The sequence below is a fragment of the Nonomuraea insulae genome (assembly GCF_042656245.1).
The window spans coordinates 1-1,377 of the sequence record NZ_JBHSPA010000044.1 but is presented as its reverse complement, the minus strand read 5'-3'; the positions used below and the strand labels follow the sequence as shown (position 1 = coordinate 1,377).

General features: G+C 67.8%; 1 protein-coding gene. It reads left to right on the top strand.

Features of this window, described 5'->3' with window-relative positions:
- Positions 1 to 47 precede the first annotated feature (47 nt).
- Complete coding sequence (locus ACFPZ3_RS34340; protein WP_379518467.1) at positions 48 to 1,103, top strand: LacI family DNA-binding transcriptional regulator; 1,056 nt, start codon at positions 48 to 50, stop codon at positions 1,101 to 1,103.
- Positions 1,104 to 1,377: the final 274 nt, after the last annotated feature.

Sequence of the window (1,377 nt, the reverse complement as noted above, 5' to 3'; positions counted from 1 at the left end):
CGTCTACCCGTTCATGCAGAAGCACTTCGCCAAGGGAGCTCTCACGGGTGCCATCAAGGGATGACGGCAGCGCGCAGCTCACCGGACGGGGGGCTGTGGTGACGATCGCGGACGTGGCCGAACGCGCCGAAGTCTCCACGAGCACCGTGTCGTACGCGCTCAGCGGCAAGCGCCCGATCTCCGAGCGGACCCGGGAACGGGTCATGCGAGCCATCGCGGACCTCGGCTACCACCCCCACGCCGGCGCCCGGTCACTCGCCTCCAGTCAGTCGAACATCATCGCCGTCATGGTGCCCCTGCGTACCGACATGTACGTGCCGGTGATCATGGAGATCCTGATGGCCATGACCACCGCCGCGCGTACGTATGGAAAGGACATCCTGCTTCTTACCGGGGACGAGGGCACGGACGGTGTGCGGCGGGTCGCGGCCAGCGGTCTGGCCGACGCCGCCTTGCTCATGGACGTCGAGCTCCACGACGAGCGCATCCCGGTGTTGCGCGAGATATCCATGCCCGCCGTGATGGTGGGACTCCCCTCCGAGGCGGGCGAGTTGCCCTGTGTCGACCTGAATTTCGAGGCGGCCGGCGAGGTCTGTGCCGACCACCTGGCCGACCTCGGGCATGACGACGTCGCGCTGATCGGTGTCAGCGCCAGCGTCTACCGCAGGCACACGGGATTCGCCGCTCGTACGGTCACCGGTTTCATGAACCGAGCACGTGAGCGAGGCCTGCGCGCCACACACAGGCCGTGCGACGGCACTTTCGACTCGACTGCGGGAACGCTCACCAGAATCCTCAACGAACGGCCCGCGACCAGTGGGTTCGTCATCCAGAACGAGGAGGCCGCCAGCCAGCTGATGAGCCTGCTGCGCCAGTTCGGGCGCGTCGTGCCGCAGGACGTGTCGGTCGTCGCGATCTGCCCGGATCAGGTGGCGCTCCAGTCCTCGCCACGCCTCACCAGCGTGCCGATCCCCGCGGAGGAGATGGGCCGCGGCGCCGTGCGGCTCGCCATAATGCAACTGTCCGGCCAGGCGACGGCCGGGGCCACGCTGATTCCGCCGAGGCTCGTCGTCCGGGAGTCCTCAGGGGTCAGGGTACGGTGACGATCACCTTGCCGCTGACCGCGTACGACTGTCCGCATCGGCCCGCATGCTCGACCGGGCGGCCCGCGAGATCTGCGAGGATGAAATCGGCAGCCTCCTTCGAGGCAGGCGGTAACGAGATGGTGACGGAAGGAAGGCGGCCGTGGCGGACAACCTAGCGAAGGCACCGGAGGAGCACGGCCAGGATCCGGTGCAGGGGCCCGTCACCATCGCCTACATCGCGGAGTCGGCGGGTGTGTCGATCCCGACCGTCTCGAAGGTGTTGAACGGCAGA